Origin of the sequence: Wolbachia endosymbiont of Drosophila baimaii (assembly GCF_028982185.1) — a bacterium.
Classification (GTDB): Bacteria; Pseudomonadota; Alphaproteobacteria; order Rickettsiales; family Anaplasmataceae; genus Wolbachia; species Wolbachia pipientis.
Genome location: NZ_JAPQLE010000083.1, coordinates 1 through 15,739, shown reverse-complemented (window position 1 = coordinate 15,739; position 15,739 = coordinate 1). Strand labels below are relative to the sequence as shown.

The window sequence follows — 15,739 nt, the reverse complement described above, 5'->3', positions numbered from 1 at the left end:
AAAACATTCCTCTATTCGAATCCTTTCGTCGTGCTGTTGATTCTGCCTTCCTATGACCTGTTCGGACTATTATGAGAAATGCTATAAATATTTAAGATTTTTGTGACGCTAATAAACTTGTGTTTTTATAAAAAGTAATTTTTTGATATCCTCTATGGTAGAAAGGCTATGTAAAATAATATTTACAAATTCAAACCTTTCACACTATAGAAACTCCAAAACCCTTATATTCTCCAAGAAGGTCCTGCAACTGGTTCATGACTTACACTACTGAATGCAGAGCTTGGCGCTTGCGTTTGTGCTGAACCTGACATTTGTAATTGCATCACTATTTCTTCAGCTGCTTTCTGTTCCTCTCTTAATACTTTTATTTCCTCCTCCGCAGCTGCTCTTGCCTGTTTTATTTCCTCAATTACATGAGATCTCAATTCGTTGATAGCCTCGTCATCAAATTTTAAGTTATCTTTTGCAGATTCATTTTCCTTATCCTTACGCTGAATAAAGTTTTTGTTTGCTCTATTAAACTCATCAGCTAATTCTGACAATTTATTAAATTCTTCCTTACCAATAGATTGTTTACTCTTTAACTCTTTTTTGAAGCTCTTATATTTACCACAGATATCCTTAAATTTCTCTGCATAGTCTGTATTTAGCACTAGAAAAGTACACTGCTGCTCTAAGCACTCTTGCACACTTTGATTTTGTATTATCGTTTCTATAGGTATTTTAAAATTACAAGCTTTACTATACATTAAATGAATAGCTTTTACTCCTGCCTGTGCTTCTTCTTTTTCTTGTCTTGCTTTCTCTCTAGCTTGTATCGCTTTTTCGAGGCGTATTTTGGCTTCTTTTACCTCTCCCTTAAAAAACTTAGCCTTTTCTTTTTCATCCTTTAGCTCTACATCAACTTCCATCTCACTTTGCATTTTAAATTTCTCTTTCAGGCTTTCTGCTTTTTTTTCTAATTCCTTTTCATCTTCTTTATGCTTTATGCCTAAAAAATTATTCGATGCTTTCCTTTCTTTCATTAACCCATCATATCCATTACATAGATCCTGGTATGCTATTATATAGTCATGTTCCGTCTCCTTTGACTTTCTTTCTTTAAATTCTTTATAAGGTTTTTTGAAATCACCACAAAAACCTATTGCAAATGGTAATGCAAAAGACAACGGTACTGCCATAATTGGTAACTTGAATATTAACCCTGCAATACCAGCTATTGCGGCTAAAGCACAACCTCCTATTTCCAGTTTGTGTTTATTTGCTTCTCTGAGCAATATTTTGCCCTGTGTTTCCTCAACCTTAAAAAGGAAATTTTCCATATCCTCTTCTTCCCTTTCATATATTTCCAACCTTCTTTCCAGATTTTCTATACGTTTTGTATTCTTATATTTTATAAACTTATCCTCCGATGAATTTATTGTTTCCTTACATCTTTCTATCTCTTTACTAAAACTATCTTTAAGGTATTCATAGCATTTCTTTAGTTCCTTAAGCTGCAATTTTAATTGCTCTAATAAATCTTTTTGTTTATCCTCTACATCTTTTTTTTCCTTCTTTAATTCCTGATTTTCATTATTTCTTAGCAATTCTTTCTGTATTTCTATTAGTCTTCTGAAGTTTTCCAATATTTTGTCCTTGATATCTCCAGCTGACTCTATATGCTTAGCATATATTCCAAGTGCATCCCTACAAAAAAGTGTTAAAGGTTGTTCCCTTGATAACACATGCTCAGCAACACTTTCTTCTGTTATATCTTCTAACTTCCAACCTAAAAACTCCTTTAAATCACAAAATACTGCTCCGAAGTAGTAATTTTCGTATATTTCTATTATTGTACTCACTGCTTTATATACGTCATTTTCTTTTTCGAAAATCTCCCTACTTTTTTCATGGCTACTTTTGTCTGTATGGCTCTTTAGGAAAAACTTTTTTATTGCCTTAGACAAATCCTCTATGTCATCTGTGCAATGCAAAAGGCACGTCTTTCTTAAACCTTCTTCCAAAGTATCACTGCCCTTTAGGTCTTTTAGTCTACTATGAATAATATCTATCATCTCCTCTTTGTTTCCTTCCCCAGGCACAACTTTCCACAATAGGCTTTTTGTAAAAGCAAACAGATTCCTATACTCTTCCTTCTTTCTCTCATATGGCTTTATTTCATAGGAGTAACGTAATTCTGCAATATCATCTTTGAAATTTTCATTACTTCCATTTCTCACAGATTCCACATAGCTTAAAAACTCTTCAGCTATTTTTCTCTCGAAAAAGGCTTCCTCATACTCTTTTTCCACGTCTTCTTTATACTTCTTAAATTCACCTTTATTCATACTTACCAAGTGCTCAACGTGATATTCAAATTCAGCACAATCTACTATTCCTGTAATTGATTGTATGTATCCATTTTGATAATTACTTGATGGTATTTGTGAAAGCATAACTTTAACCTCATGATAAATTTCAGTGTAATAATTAATACGTTTTGCAAAGTGCAAAAATGAATGTAAGATATACCCTGAAAGAAAGGATGAGCTAAGCAACCCTAACATTCTATATCTCTCATACAAAGAACAAGCAACTGCTCCTGTTAAAAGCAGTACTACAATCACTTGCCCTTGAGAGAACTTCTTGCCTTTCGCACTTTCAGGCACCGATGGCATCCACCACACTATCTTTAGCTTGCCAAACTCATCAAATAACTGATTTACTTCTTCATGGCTTTTTGGCTCTTGCCACTTTAACCTTTCACGCTCCAGAAATTTTATAAACTCCTTTGTTCTCATATCTGCCAAGAAGGACCTGCAACTGGTTCATTAGTTACATTGTTAAATGCAGAGCTTGGTGCTTGCGCTTGTGCTGAACCTGACATTTGTAATTGCATCACTATTTCTTCAACTGCTTTCTGTTCCTCTATTAATACCTCTTTTTCCTCCTCAGCGGCTGCTCTTGCCCGTTTTATTTCCTCAATTACATGGGATCTTAATTCATTAATAGCCTCGTCATCAAATCTTAAGTTATCTTTTGCAGATTCATTTTCCTTACGCTGAGCAAAGTTTTTGTTCGCTCTATTAAATTCATCATTTAATTTCGACAACTTATCAAATTCTTCCTTACCAATAGATTGCTTACTCTTTAACTCTTCTTTGAGGCTTCTGTATTCACTGCAAATACCCTTAAATTTTTCTGTATAGTCCGTGTTTAGCACCAAGAAAGTACAATGTCGCTCTAAGCATTCTTGCACACTCTGATTTTGTATTATCGTTTCTATAGGTATTTTAAAATTACAAGCTTTACTATACATTAAACGAACAGCTTTTACTCTTGCCTGTACTTCCTCTATTTCTTGCCCGTCTTTTTCTTTGTCCTGTTTTGCTTTTCGTGCTATTGTGTTTAATAAACTTGCTTGTTTACTACACTCAGTTGAAAGTATCTTGATTGTTTCACGCTCTTTATCCTTTATATCCTGCTCTTTTAAGCTTTGTATGTAATCTCTTCTATTTTCTATAATTTCTTTTGCAAACTTTTCAAATGTTATTCCTTCTATCTTATTTATTGCATCAAGCTCAAATTCAAAATCTGCGATTAATAACGCAATAAGCTTTGCATCATCCTTCCATTTTTTTTCTTTAAATATTGCGTCCTTCTGTCCTTTTACTTTAATTTCTGAAATAAGCTTTTTAAGCTTTGAAATGTTTACCCACTTCTCCTTGCCCTTATTTATTTCTTCTTTTTCCTGCCTTATTTCTTTTAAGATGGTATTATTGGTTCCTGACAAGATATTTTCTTGTAACAACTCTTCAAGTAAGCTAATTGCTTGATTTAAATCCTTAATATCGTCCCTACTTACTACAAGATCACTTTTCTCTTTGAAAAGCTTATAATATCCTTGGGAACCAGCTAAGCTAAGCACCAAAATACCAGCAAAAACACCAATAGCTATTGGGCCACTAAAGAGGGCAAAAGAACAACCAATAGCTGCTGCCCCACCACCAACACCTACACCACCTATGGAGCAATTACGTATTAATTTCTTATGCTCTTTTGCTTCTAAATGTTGTGTTACTTGTTCCATCCCTGTTTGTTTTGCATCTTTGACTCTTTCTAATTTACCTTCAGATATTTTTTTCCTGTAATCAATAGCAATATCACTTGATTTTTTTGGAAAGGAATCTTCAGGAAATAGTTCACTTAATTCCTCACAGAATTCTATAATTTTTTCATCTTCACTCAGTTTACGTGTATGAGGTTGCGTTACGGTGAATCCGGTTATTTCCCAATCTCCATTTTTTGTTTTCCTATATTTTGTTCCAATTACTGGCATTTCTCTGTACAAACGTGCAATTTCTTCCACCGCTACTGTTTCTAATAACTCACCACCTAGTCCTGTAGTAACACCAGACTTATTAATGTTAGCTCCATTACATATCAAGAGTAATTCCATATCTTTTTTTGTCTTTTTCTATAGCTTTAAGCAATATAGTATCTAAAATGTCTTGTTCTGCCTCTATTACATTGTGTGGTTCTATTAATTGAATGGTTAGTGTTAATGCTAACCTGTGATACTCTCTTTTCTTCAATACTTCAACAAGGATTTTTTCTATAAATTTATCCTCGTTTTCTACCCACTTAGATAGTGTATGTTTCACAGATTCTAGAGTATTGCTCTGTAAATCTAATAAATGATCTTCTGTGTTAGAGAGTTTTAAGATACTTTTACTTAATTCTTGTGATAGTATTGTTAAAAATTTTCTAACCTTTAATTCGTTACTTTCATCTTTTTTCCAATCTTCAGTTGCTTTTAATGATAATTCCTCTAAAGTTTCTTTTGCTTCGTTAACAAGAGTCTCTATAGCCTTAATCTCATCAATTACAACTTTGCTTACCCTTTCTTTACTACTCCTTAACTCACTTGGCGCACTTTGCATTGCACTAACAAATTTTTTAGGATCCAATATAACAGGCTGTGACACCTTTCTAACTTCTTGCTTTAAAGAATTCTTACCCTCGGGATACTCAATGTCAGCCTTCTCAACTTGATATGTTTTCCTCAGTTCCTCTAACTTGTTATCCAGTACCTTATCAAAAATTTGATCAATCAACCAGTTATTTACATTCGTATCTAACTCAGACTTATTATAATTATGCAATACATGTGCTGCATTTTTGTCTGAATCTTCCTTTACTTGCTTTAGCAGTTCATTGTACCAATCTAATAAAATAGTACGATTTTTTACCCCTTTTATGAAATTAGAATACTCATTGATCTCACTTTCATACAATTTATGCTCTTTTGTTACAGATTTTAACTGCCCATTTATTCTATTTACTTTTCCTTTCAAATTTTTAACTACTGCATCTGCCTTCACTAACCCTTTTTCTTGCTCTGGACTTTCGATGACCGTACTTATGATTTCATTGTCTATCTCTTCTATTGTTTTTCTAGCAATATTATCACAGATATCTAAAACTTGCTTATAACCCATGGTACATAGCCCTGTTATATCCGTATTACGCACATACTCAATAATCTGTCTATCACTACCACAATGTCTGTAGTCTGAAATAGAAGCTGATTCTTTGATTCTGTTATTCCTATCCTGAACAGATTCCAATACCACTTCCTTTAAATCTTCCCTAATACTATCTTTAACTAGCTTAGCTTTATCATTTAATAATTTCCTTAATCCTACACTATCGGGTATTATTTTATCAAAATCTCTATCTTTAAAACTTTTATCTTTGCTGACTAATTCACCCATTATATCTTCATCCATCTCTCGAAATTTTGCATCTAAGACTTTTTTATACTCCTCAAGGCAAAACTCTTTCAGCTTATACTCACCATAAAGTCTTGCATACATAATGTTGATCTTAGTTATTATAAAACCTGAGTAATATTTTATAAATGTAGCTGAACTTCTAACACCAATTAATGCTTGTAATAGCCTTAAACCTTCTGCGTTCTCAATTTTTATTATTTTTTCTACTTGCTTTTCAAACGGCTTATCAAAAAAACTTGGCATATTACCCCCGTTATCAATCAAGCATACCTTAATTATCATTAAATTACAAGTCAACACTTTTTTTTTTGCTTAGTTTTTTAATATTTTGAGTTAAAACTTGACCATTTGTTGAAGGCATTCACCATTGTGGTTCCGTATAGAAGAAATTATCTTGTTTATATTGCCTTCAAAGGAGGATGAGCAGTAATCGATTGTTCCTCTACTTTCTCGAGCTTGGTGTTGGGATTTATGATACTATACAGCGCAAGACCTATACAAGCTAATCCAACTATTCCCACAACCGCTGCTACTACAGGCATTTTCATGATATACAATGCAACACCACTTGCCAATAACACTACACCAACAATTACAGGTTTATTACATACTTCATGCACTTCCTCTTCAGCCGGCACACTTTTGCCTGTTACAACCTGCTGCCCTATGGTTGTTTTCTCATTAAGAACATCTTCCAAAGGTTTCTTGGCTTCTGCTGAATCCGCATTGCTAAAAACTTTTTGCTCTTGTATAGCAGCTTCTTTTGCGGCAGTTTCATTTTTTTCGCATATTCCAGCATTATCAAGCTTTTCTATTGAAGTAGTGATATCTTTTATAGCTGTTGTATTACTTTCATTACTATTTTCGCATGGTTTAAGGTATTCATGTTCTATAGATTCTTCAAGACTACTTTTATTACTATTTTCACATGCGTTAGCCGGTGTCTCGATATTACCGATAGTATCTTGAAGCACTTTTTCACTTCTAGCTGTAGTAGTTTTGGCTGTTACAACAGTGGACTGCTGGGTTGCTCTCTTATTAAGAATATTTCCCAGTTCTCTTACAGCTTCACTATTTTCACACGCTTCAGCATAGGTGAATGGGGATTTCCTTGCCATTTGAATGTTTTATTGTTATTCTTTTTTTGACAATCTCTTTCAAGATACCGTTTTCCTCAGAGATCTTTAACACTGCTCTAATCATGTCATTGTCTCTACGTGATATAGCATCTGTAAGTATTGTATGAGTTTCTTCCCGACCATCTGAATGTTTTGTGGTCATCTCTTCATTCAGAACTTCCTTTAATAGTTTTTGTTTTTTGGCTTCTTCTAAAAGATCTTTTACAGCTTGATTATTTTTATGACTTATAGCATAATGTAGTAGTGACAATGCCTCCTCTCTACCCTGATATTTGTAAGCTATTTTCGCTAAAAGAATCGTGCTTGCGTTATAGCTGGACTTTTTGAATATTCTATTTCTAAACTTTTCTGCAACACCTCTCCCTTCCTCTATTTCTTTTGCTAGTTTTTGTATATTCTTTTCATCTTTATTTGTTAATTCATATATGTCGCATACTAATGTCAATTTTGACGTTTTCATAATGTTTTTCCCCCTATTAAGATTTATTGATTTAGTTGTAGTAGTTGAAATAGCAAACCGGTTAGGTTGCCTAGTTTGGTTCTTTCTTTCAATCGAAGGTATTCTACTGTTTTAAATTCCCTGTAAAGATTTAGCTTATCTTTTACATCTAAACAGCATTGACACGATTTGGCTTTTTGTAGATGAGTAATTCTCTAGGGATTATCCTATTGAATTCTATGATATTATTTTTTGTAACATTGTTATACACGTCATGATAAGGGGGCTGGCGGAGCTTGTCAAGTAAGCTTTTCGTTTCTGACAGCTGTTAACGTGCTGCCAAAAGCTATGCAAAAAGTCTATTGACAGGTGATTAAACTATAATGTAGCCTATCGCCATATATCCTGGGGTGGGTTGCTGTGAGGCTTTTTCACTTTTTATTCTTATTAATGTGTTTTTCTCTGTATTACTATGCGGGTTATATATTTTCGCCCTGCCCAAAAGCTACGGTTTGCTTTTCACCTGGAGAAGATTGTGCTGTGCCGATAATCAGCGTAATAGATCAGTCTAAAAAATCTATCCTAGTTCAAGAATATACATTTACTCTTGAAACAATTGCAAAATCTTTGATCAATGCTAAAGAACGCGGTGTTGATGTTAAAGTCATCTTAGATAAATCGCAACTCTACTCAAAATATAGTGTTATAAATGAATTATTTTCAGGTGGAGTACCAATTTGGATCGATGATAAGCCAAAGATTGCTCATAATAAGATAATGATTGTTGACAATCAAAAAGTCATCACAGGGTCATTTAACCTTAGTAAGACAGCTAAAAAAGGAAATGCTGAAAATTTATTAATTATTACAGATTATCCTGAATTGATTCAGCAGTATGTGAAAAACTGGGAGGCACGAATGTCACAATCTTACAAATACGCTCCCAACTAATCGAGAGCGCTTGCTCAAAATCAGTTTTAAAAACAGCAAGGGAGAGCTTTTTTGATTGATTGGCATAATGATTATGATATAATGAACTGAAAATTTAAGGAATAAAGTAATGGATTATATAAATGATGCTGCCGGTAGCTACACTGCTATTCATGATTTTTTTCAAAACAACGGTGTTGGAGATTACAAAGTTCAATGCAATTATGGTGGGGTGCCGTATGCTACTGATGAGTACGTGCATTCTGGCGATAAATTTTGGAGTAATAATTTCATAGACTCACATTTTGGCAGGGAAATAAAAATGTATCCTCAAAGTGAACTTTTAGCTAAAGAATATGCTGGAAATACGTTGCCAGTTTCAATATCACTAGATAAGGATTTAATAAAAATGAAGGAATGTCAGAAAAAAACGAAATTTGTGGAACTAGAAAGGGAGTCAGGTGATTTAGTGCACGATAAGCAAAAGTATGTAAAGTGTGACACAACAAAGCTATCATATGATGATGTACATATTTACAATAACGATAAAGTTTCAACATTTAGCATAAAATACGACGTGCCAAATGATCCGAAATACAGTTTAAATATAACATTTACAAAGGTTAATGATAATAAACCAGGATTTTGGCAGAAATTTAAAAATATGTTTTAACGTGACCATTCACTGGTTTTTACTCAATCAACCAATAACAGTTAATATCAAATTTTTATAATTAAAAAATATGCTATTTTTTAAAACTTTCATTCTCCTTGACTCTGTCAACTTCACAAAACAACTCTTGGACCAAATGTATCTGGCATAACACCTTTTGGTAACTTGCTACTTCTTTTTTTCCGCATCTCCGACAACAGCCATTGATATTCCACTACATAAGGCTTGATTTTTGGTAGATCAACTTTTTTATGAATAATACTATGCTTCTCCTTAAATTGACCATTTACCCTAAACGCTATTAGCTTCCTTAAAATTTACATTAATGCCTATTTTGCCTAAACTGAAGCGTCTTTTCCAATTTTTTCTAGCATCAACTCAGCAGCTTTTTGTTCAGCAATCTTTTTACTAGAAGCGCATGCAGAAACTTTACCATAATCTTCTATGCAAACTGATATAGTAAATTCAGGATTGTGCGCTGGTCCAGTTTGTTTTACAAGCTCATACTCTGGTAAAGGCAATTTGTTTTTCTGAGTCCACTCTTGCAGTGAGGTTTTAGGGTCTTGAGGGGGGTCAAGCATGCCTTTAGCTAGCTTTTCCCAATATTGGATAATAAATTTTTCAACATTTTCAAGCCCGCCATCAATATAAATTGCACCTATTAGTGCTTCAAGCGAGTTTTCTAAATTTTTTAAGTTACATCTCCCTCCATTGCAGCGTTCACTATTATTCATGATGATAAAGCTGCCTAATTTTATTTCTTTAGCAACATTAGCAATGGTGTTGCCACAAACTAAATCCGTCTTTCTTTTTGCCAATGCTCCTTCTTTTTCTTCAGGAAATAGTTTAAACAGTGTGGCAGATACAACCATATTCAAAACACTATCGCCCAAAAACTCTAGTCTTTCGTAGCTTACAATCTGGTTTTTGCTATTCCTTTTATTTACGCTTGGGTGAGTTAGTGCCTCTTCTAATATTGCATAATTTGTAAATTTATAATCAATGATCTTAGATATTGCATCATTCAAACTCTTCATACCCATTATTTAAAAGAATAACACTTCCTACCACACCTTTATACCAAAGAATTAGTTTTGTTTTATTAAAATAATACCAACAACTTCCAAAATATACAGTTTAATAGACTTCTTGCATAACCATTATTTGAATAATGATTCATCGATGTTATTCCAGTGTCGGCTACTTAGGTGACAGAGAAGATGTTTAATGTATACAACCCACCACCTCACTAATGTTACTAAATCCATCTCTCCTTATTAGTTCTGCAAGTTCTAGATTAATTTTGTTTACAACTTGAGGTCCGTGGTATATGAGAGCAGTGTACAACTGCACCAAAGAAGCTCCTGCCTTTATTTTTTTATATGCATCAGCACCACTTGAGATTCCTCCGCATCCTACCAACAATATTTTGCCCTTAGTAAGTTTGTACATATCGCTCAATAACTCGGTTGAAAGTTTAAACAGCGGTTTGCCACTCAACCCACCACTCTCGTTGTGGTGGGAATGTAAGTTATTCCGACTGATCGTAGTGTTGCTCACTGTTAATCCGTCAATCTTATATTCCAACGCAAGCTCAGCGATATTTTCTTTCGTTTGCTGATCTATATCTGGTGAGATTTTTAATATTATTGGTATGGATTTAGAATTATCAATTGATTTCCGGGTTAGAGTTACGGATTTCAACAATTCCGATAATTCTTGCTTATTGTGCAGATTGCGTAAATTAGGCGTGTTTGGGGATGAGATGTTCAGCACTATATAATTGCTCTTTCCATATACTATCTTTATTAAGTCAACATAATCGCTGATTTGGTCCTTTGATGTACTGTTTTTTCCTATGTTGATGCCAAAAATGCAGTCATCAAGCTTGGTTTCACCTATTTGTTTAAGAAAATAGTCTATTCCTTTATTGTTAAATCCCAATCTGTTAATTACCCCTTGATCTTTAATTAACCGAAAAATTCTTGGCTTTTTGTTTCCATATTGTGGATTACGAGTTACAGTACCAGTTTCAATAAACCCAAAACCAAATGAGAGCATAGGCCTTATAACTTCTGCATTCTTGTCAAAACCTGCAGCCAGACCTACGGGGCTTCTGAGCTTATTACCAAAAAAATTCACACTCAAAGATTCTGGTAGCTCTATAGGATTCTTATAAGGTATTTTCTTTAATGCCATAATTACCAAAGAGTGAGCAACTTCGGGCGGTAGTAAAAATAGTAAATTACGTTTGTAAAACACTTTGCTTATTTTTAGTTTATTTTTTACCATGAAACGCTATAAGAGTATAACCATAACTTGAAAAGAAATTGATTTTACTTATGAATAATTTTCTCTATAGGTTACACACTCAAAGCTACTGTTGAATTGAGCAACTTTTACAAGATATAGAAAATGAAAGAGGCCGGGACCGGAATTGAACCGGTATAAAAGGATTTGCAGTCCTCCGCATAAGCCATTCTGCCACCCAGCCGTTTTTTATGTGTAGATATCCATTATATCTTTTAGCATAGATAAAGCTTCCTCCCTTTTGCGTTGAAAAGTGTTACGTCCAATGATTGAACCATTACCGCCACCTCGCTTAATTTCTTTTGCTTCATTGTATATGTCATCTACTTCCTTCGATTCGCCACCAGAAAAAACTACTATTCTTTTCCCTGCAAAACAAGATTTTTTAACATATTCAACTCTTTTCGATAATGATTCAATATTTTCTGTTTCTATTTTCTCCCTTTCCAAATATTTAGTTGGAAGTTTTACTTTGATTATATTAGCGCCAAGCAAAGCTGCCATGTGCGCAGCATAGGCAATAACATCAACTGCTGTTTCACCTTCTTTGGAAATCCCTTCACCGCGTGGATAAGACCATAGCACTACTGCAAGCCCGTAAGATTTGGCTTCAGCTATGATTCCACGGGCTTCCTCCATCATATCGAAACACTTAGCAGAACCAGGATATATAGTAAATCCGACAGCTAAGCATCCCAAACGCAGCGCATCTTTCACAGAAGAGGTTATTGCCTGATCAGAGGTTAGATCCTTTGAATGTAAAGAGTTGGAACTATTAAGTTTCAAAATAAGTGGGAGCATTCCAGCATAAGTTGCAGCACCAGCTTCAATCATACCAAGTGGAGCAGCATATGCACTTACTCCCGAATCAACTGCAAGCTGAAAATGATAATGTGGGTCATAAGCATCAGGGTTAACTTCAAAACTTTTTATTGGCCCGTGTTCAAACCCTTGGTCTACAGGGAGAATTACTAATTTGCCAGTGCCGCCAAGCTTTCCATGCATGAGAATACGAGTAAGATTTGCTTTTACCCCGGGGTTTTCACTTTCGTAGTGGTTTAAGATTTGTCTTATTTCTTTACTCATTAACGCTATGAAGTTCACTTAAAGTATAGCAAAAACCACAGTTGAAGCAAAGATCTTTTTATGGTTCTTGTCCTGCAGGTGTACCTAAAGATGTAACGTTAGGATTGGTGGTGTGCTGTTGTGGCTTTTTTTGGATTAAATCTCTAAAATACATTTTGACAATAGGAAGAACAAGTGGCATAAGCACTAGCTTGTAGTCATACCATGCAAATTTTTCTTTATAGCTAAATTCTGCATCTTCTTCATATAAGCGCTGAATGCAATGTTCACTATATAGTTCAGATGCCTTTGTAAAAGTTCTAAGTAAAGCAATAAGTAATAAATCCAATGCTAAATTAATCATCAGCATTGTTCCATATTGAGCAGGCCAGCCATTTTGTGCTACCTCTGACACTAGACCACATATAGCAAATGTTGCTGCGATACATATCACATAATTATCAGCAGCAATAAGTAGATTGTATCTTCGATTTAATCTATCCAGATTTTCCTCTTGTGAACCTTTTTGTTTACTTGCTGCATAAATAATACCACAAAAGGATATAATAAATAACAACGGCCAAATCCCTATGCTAAATGCATAAAATTGATAAGCGATGCTTTGCACCGTGCCACTATTAGCAAGTTGCGATAAGCAATACTCAACTTTCAGCGATGGAGTAACCACCGCATTTGCTAATATAAAAAATAAAAGTGCTCTATTTATAGCTTTGCTTCTACGTGATAATATTCCATAAATTTTTGTTTGCCTCCTCCGTTCTTCTTCACTTGATAGCCTTTCATATTGACTAGGAGTTTTTCCTTCTTTTAAAGCGTTGAGATGCTTCTCTAGCTCTTTTTTATCTGCACTAAGTTTTTGAAACTTTTCTGTAGCTATCTTTTTCTTCTCTTCATTTTTTTCTTTGTCAGGGTGGCACTTTAATGAAAGCTTTCTAAAGCTCCGTTCAACTAACTTGAGTATATCGTCAAACTCCTGGCTTATTACTTCTTCTGCTTTTATTTCTAGTCTTGAAAATAAATTCTGTAAATCGCGATTACTGTAATACTGATTTCTAGTTAAACTTGCCACTATAGCCTCATTATTCTTAAAATAAGTATACTATCAGTGTAATAAAAAAACAAGAATTTCAAACTATATCAAAAGCAATTTTATTTTCTACTTTATTCATATAGATTCTTAATTTCTTTCCTTTTATTAATTTACGATTCAGTATTTCTTCCGCTAAGTAACTTTTTATCTCTTTTTCAATAAGTCTCTCTATCGGACGTGCTCCCATTTCCTTACTATAACCTGTTTGTGCAAGATAAGATTTCACTTCATCTTCTACCAAGCAGTTTATGCCTTTTTGCGTCAGCTGCTTTTTCAGTTCCTGAATAAATTTATCTACAATATGCAGAATTATATCCGCATTTAAGTCAGAAAAAGAAATAATCGCATCAAGACGATTACGAAATTCAGGGCTAAAAACCTGTTCTATCGCTTTTTCACTATCACCAGTGTTAAATTTTTTATGCCCAAAGCCAACAAAACTTTTGCTGCGTTCAGCTGCTCCTGCATTAGTTGTCATAATTAAGATTATATTGGAAAAGTCAACTTTACGTCCGTAAGTGTCTGTAACACAACCATAATCCATAATTTGTAGCAATATATTATAGATATCGCTATGGGCCTTTTCAATTTCATCAAGCAACACAACACTATATTGATTGTTAGATACAGACTCTGTGAGTAATCCACCCTGATCATAACCTACATATCCAGGAGGAGAACCAATCATCCTTGATATCGTATGAGACTCAATATATTCGGACATATCAAAGCGTATAAGATTCATGCCCATGCTTTCTGCTAATTGTTTTGCTAGCTCGGTTTTACCAACACCGGTTGGCCCTGCAAAAAGATAATTTGCTAAAGGCTTATTGTAATTTCTCAACCCAGATTTAGCAATTTTAATAGAATTAACAAGAGATTCTATTGCCTGCTCTTGGCCAAAAATCACCTTCTCTAGATTAGCTTTTAAAGACTTTACTTTCTGCAAATCATCAGATTCAGATCCGCAAGGCACATTTGTAATTCTAGTAATGGTATTCTTAATATCTCTACTATTTACAATTTTACCCCTGTTTCTTAGCAATTTACAATATGCCCCTGCCTCATCAATAACATCAACCGCTTTATCAGGTAATATTCGCCCAGTAATATACTTATGCGAAAGTTCAGCCGCAGACCTAATGGCATTCTTTGTATAATATACTCCATGATACCCTTCATAGTAGTGCTTTATACCATCTAGTATCTTTATCGTTTCGTTAACAGAAGATTCCTTAACATTAATTTTTTGAAACCTCCTCGCTAATGCTTTATCTTTTTCAAAACTATTGCTGTATTCTCTATATGTAGTTGCACCTATACAACGCAGTGTACCTCTTGCAAGCGCAGGTTTGAGTAGGTTACCTGCATCAAGAAAGCTACCACTTGTAGAACCTGCTCCAATGATAGTGTGTATTTCGTCAATAAAAAGGATAGCACCTGGTTTTGCCTCAATCGCTTTTATTATAGATTTTATTCTCTCTTCAAAATCACCTCTATAGCGTGTCCCTGCAAGGAGTGACCCTAAATCCAAAGCATAAATTATACTGGACCTGAGCGCACTTGGAACACTGTTTTCAATGATTTTGAGTACCAAACCCTCAACTATTGTGGTTTTGCCAACACCTGGATCTCCAACATATAAAGGGTTGTTTTTTCTACGCCTCAATAATATTTCTATAGTGCGATTTAATTCATAATCACGACCAATAACATAATCTATTTTTTTGCTTCTTGCATAGTCATTTAAATTTTTACAATAACTTTGTAGAATTTCCTCATCTTTTAGTAGCTCACCTTTATTTACTGTAGTAGGAGCATCATTATTTTTATCAAGTTTTACTTTATGATTAGTGGTGTATTCATCTATATCGTTAGAGTATTTCATGTTAGATATGTGGTAAATCAAATTGGAATCTTTCGCACTTTGTTTCTGCAATAGATCTTCAACGTATAAATCTTGCCCAGACAAAATTTCTACTAGAACACTTGCTCCATTTATTTCTTTTTTCCCCAAGCTATGAGCCCGTATTATTGCTCTGTGTATTATGCATTGAAACATTGAGCTAGGTTTAACTCCACTGATAATCAATTCAGAACTGCTTTGTAAAAACCCTTTTATATTATTATTATAATCATTAGCCTTAATATTGCATCTTGATAGAATGTTATCCATACTGATGATTTCATCGGCTCTGATATTATAGCTCTTTCCATAAAAGTCCGGATGTGATAGGATAAGGATAGATGATGATAAGGAGGTTGAATGCCAGCAGCATATAGTTATGA

The 15,739-nt window shown here is 34.2% G+C and carries 12 protein-coding genes and 1 tRNA gene; 2 read left to right on the top strand and 11 right to left on the bottom strand.

Features of this window, described 5'->3' with window-relative positions; translation table 11 throughout:
* Positions 1–224: 224 nt before the first annotated feature.
* The 5 genes from OZD66_RS02785 to OZD66_RS02765 form a co-directional block, all read right to left on the bottom strand.
* A complete protein-coding gene (locus OZD66_RS02785; RefSeq protein WP_275022159.1) occupies positions 225–2,786 on the bottom strand; it encodes a coiled-coil domain-containing protein in 2,562 nt (853 codons plus the stop codon).
* A complete protein-coding gene (locus OZD66_RS02780; protein WP_182368044.1) occupies positions 2,783–4,444 on the bottom strand; it encodes a coiled-coil domain-containing protein in 1,662 nt (553 codons plus the stop codon). The genes OZD66_RS02785 and OZD66_RS02780 overlap by 4 nt, the downstream gene beginning before the upstream one ends.
* On the bottom strand, positions 4,422–6,026 hold the full coding sequence (locus tag OZD66_RS02775; RefSeq protein WP_182368041.1) for a hypothetical protein: 1,605 nt from the start codon (positions 6,024–6,026) through the stop codon (positions 4,422–4,424). The genes OZD66_RS02780 and OZD66_RS02775 overlap by 23 nt, the downstream gene beginning before the upstream one ends.
* Positions 6,027–6,181: 155 nt before the next feature.
* The gene (locus OZD66_RS02770) at positions 6,182–6,901 is read right to left on the bottom strand and encodes a hypothetical protein (RefSeq protein ID WP_182368038.1); all 720 of its coding nucleotides are present in this window, start codon (positions 6,899–6,901) and stop codon (positions 6,182–6,184) included.
* Positions 6,870–7,382 (bottom strand): WD_0033/WD_0034 family tandem repeat-containing protein, encoded by a 513-nt coding sequence (locus tag OZD66_RS02765; RefSeq protein ID WP_182368035.1) that lies wholly within the window; start codon positions 7,380–7,382, stop codon positions 6,870–6,872. Before OZD66_RS02765 ends, OZD66_RS02770 begins: the two co-directional genes overlap by 32 nt.
* Positions 7,383–7,781: 399 nt before the next feature.
* On the opposite strand from OZD66_RS02765, the gene OZD66_RS02760 reads away from it, so the two are divergent.
* Entirely contained in the window at positions 7,782–8,312 is a 531-nt protein-coding gene (locus OZD66_RS02760) for a phospholipase D family nuclease (RefSeq protein WP_182368032.1), read from the top strand.
* Between the two features lie 109 nt (positions 8,313–8,421).
* Complete coding sequence (locus tag OZD66_RS02755; RefSeq protein ID WP_182368029.1) at positions 8,422–8,964, top strand: hypothetical protein; 543 nt, start codon at positions 8,422–8,424, stop codon at positions 8,962–8,964.
* Positions 8,965–9,302: 338 nt separating this feature from the next.
* Here the strand turns inward: OZD66_RS02755 and rnc are convergent, their stop codons facing one another.
* The 6 genes from rnc to OZD66_RS02720 all read right to left on the bottom strand — a co-directional run bounded on the left by rnc (position 9,303) and on the right by OZD66_RS02720 (position 15,695).
* A complete protein-coding gene (gene rnc / locus OZD66_RS02745) occupies positions 9,303–10,001 on the bottom strand; it encodes a ribonuclease III (protein ID WP_006279914.1) in 699 nt (232 codons plus the stop codon).
* A 187-nt stretch (positions 10,002–10,188) separates the two neighbouring features.
* Positions 10,189–11,256 carry a quinone-dependent dihydroorotate dehydrogenase gene (locus tag OZD66_RS02740; RefSeq protein WP_182368026.1) on the bottom strand — a complete coding sequence of 356 codons (1,068 nt, stop codon included), beginning with the start codon at positions 11,254–11,256 and terminating at the stop codon, positions 10,189–10,191.
* Between the two features lie 130 nt (positions 11,257–11,386).
* Positions 11,387–11,458: transfer RNA gene (locus OZD66_RS02735), tRNA-Cys, on the bottom strand.
* 5 nt (positions 11,459–11,463) lie between these two features.
* Positions 11,464–12,360, bottom strand: a complete 897-nt coding sequence (locus OZD66_RS02730; RefSeq protein WP_182368023.1) for a class I fructose-bisphosphate aldolase — start codon at positions 12,358–12,360, stop codon at positions 11,464–11,466.
* Between the two features lie 58 nt (positions 12,361–12,418).
* A complete protein-coding gene (locus OZD66_RS02725; RefSeq protein WP_182368021.1) occupies positions 12,419–13,429 on the bottom strand; it encodes a molecular chaperone DnaJ in 1,011 nt (336 codons plus the stop codon).
* A 58-nt stretch (positions 13,430–13,487) separates the two neighbouring features.
* The gene (locus OZD66_RS02720) at positions 13,488–15,695 is read right to left on the bottom strand and encodes an AAA family ATPase (RefSeq protein WP_275022161.1); all 2,208 of its coding nucleotides are present in this window, start codon (positions 15,693–15,695) and stop codon (positions 13,488–13,490) included.
* Between the last annotated feature and the right edge of the window lie 44 nt (positions 15,696–15,739).

What these genes read in the sequence shown, in the direction of transcription:
- OZD66_RS02785 (WP_275022159.1), bottom strand. Translation starts at nt 2,786, where the DNA reads ATGAGAACAAAGGAGTTTATAAAATTTCTGGAGCGTGAAAGGTTAAAG.
- OZD66_RS02780 (WP_182368044.1), bottom strand. Translation starts at nt 4,444, where the DNA reads ATGGAATTACTCTTGATATGTAATGGAGCTAACATTAATAAGTCTGGT.
- OZD66_RS02775 (WP_182368041.1), bottom strand. Translation starts at nt 6,026, where the DNA reads ATGCCAAGTTTTTTTGATAAGCCGTTTGAAAAGCAAGTAGAAAAAATA.
- OZD66_RS02770 (WP_182368038.1), bottom strand. Translation starts at nt 6,901, where the DNA reads ATGGCAAGGAAATCCCCATTCACCTATGCTGAAGCGTGTGAAAATAGT.
- OZD66_RS02765 (WP_182368035.1), bottom strand. Translation starts at nt 7,382, where the DNA reads ATGAAAACGTCAAAATTGACATTAGTATGCGACATATATGAATTAACA.
- OZD66_RS02755 (WP_182368029.1), top strand. Translation starts at nt 8,422, where the DNA reads ATGGATTATATAAATGATGCTGCCGGTAGCTACACTGCTATTCATGAT.
- rnc (WP_006279914.1), bottom strand. Translation starts at nt 10,001, where the DNA reads ATGAAGAGTTTGAATGATGCAATATCTAAGATCATTGATTATAAATTT.
- OZD66_RS02740 (WP_182368026.1), bottom strand. Translation starts at nt 11,256, where the DNA reads ATGGTAAAAAATAAACTAAAAATAAGCAAAGTGTTTTACAAACGTAAT.
- OZD66_RS02730 (WP_182368023.1), bottom strand. Translation starts at nt 12,360, where the DNA reads ATGAGTAAAGAAATAAGACAAATCTTAAACCACTACGAAAGTGAAAAC.